Source organism: Mesorhizobium sp. P2_F8 (assembly GCF_056403655.1).
The window spans coordinates 1-1,145 of record NZ_JBFUFB010000108.1 but is presented as its reverse complement, the minus strand read 5'-3'; the positions used below and the strand labels follow the sequence as shown (position 1 = coordinate 1,145).

Annotated in this window: 1 protein-coding gene; it reads left to right on the top strand. The window is 62.0% G+C overall.

What is annotated here, in order from left to right:
• Positions 1-1,145, top strand: a 1,145-nt coding sequence (locus AC1DZP_RS36235) for a ParB/RepB/Spo0J family partition protein (protein WP_477309160.1), incomplete at both ends; no start/stop codon positions are given.

Below are 1,145 nucleotides of genomic sequence, written 5' to 3'. Positions count from 1 at the left end.
ACGCTGCCCAGAACATTCCCTACGACAGACTGGTGCTGTCGCAGAAGAACGTCCGGCGGGTGAAGGACGGCGTGTCCATCGAGCAGCTCGCTGAAGACATCGGACGGCGTATGCTGCTTCAGAGCCTGAACGTTCGTCCCGTGCTTGGCGAAGACGGGGAGGAGACCGGCACGTTCGAAGTACCCGCCGGCGGCCGCCGCTATCTCGCGCTCGGCATGCTTATCAAGCAGAAGCGGCTGGCAAAGAACGAGCCGATCCCGTGTATTGTCAATCGTAGCACGGCGACATCGGCGGAAGAGGATTCGCTTGCCGAGAACGTCCACCGCGAGAACCTGCATCCGCTTGACCAGTTCCGGGCGTTCAAGACGCTGAGCGACCAGGGTCTCGACGTCGAAGAAATCGCCGCGCGCTTCTTCGTGTCGGCGGCGACGGTGAAGCAGCGCCTGCGGCTGACCTCGGTATCACCGAAGCTGCTCGATCTCTACGAGAAGGATGAAATCCGGCTCGAGCAGATCATGGCGTTCTCGATCTCCAACGATCATGGGCGCCAGGAACAGGTCTGGGAGCGGGTCTCGAGCTCGCATATGCAGGAGCCCTACTATATCCGTCGCCTGCTGACCGAGACCACCGTCCGGGCCGACGATCGCCGCGCGGTCTATGTCGGCGCAGAAGCTTACGAAGCGGCAGGTGGTGTTATCCTGCGCGACCTGTTCGAGCAGGATTGCGGCGGCTGGTTCCAGGATGCAGCACTTCTCGAGCAGCTCGTCTTCGACAAGCTGAACATCGACGCCGAGAAAATCCGCGCCGAAGGCTGGAAGTGGGTCGAGGCGGCGATCAGTTTTCCGTACGGCCACACCTCGGGGATGCGTCGCATCTATGCCGAACCCGAGGCACTGAGCGCCGAGGATATCCAACGTTACGATGCACTGAAGGCCGAGTACGAGAAGCTCGATGCCGAGTATGCAAAGGCGCAGGAGGCGGACGAGCAAATCGAAGACAAGCTCGACCGGCTCGGGGCCGAACTCGATGCCATCGACGATCGCCCCCACATCTACGATCCCGCTCAAAAGGTGGCCGCTGGCGCATTCGTTACGCTTGCCGCGAACGGCCAGCTCCAGGTCGAAGCCGGCTTCGTGCGTCCGCAG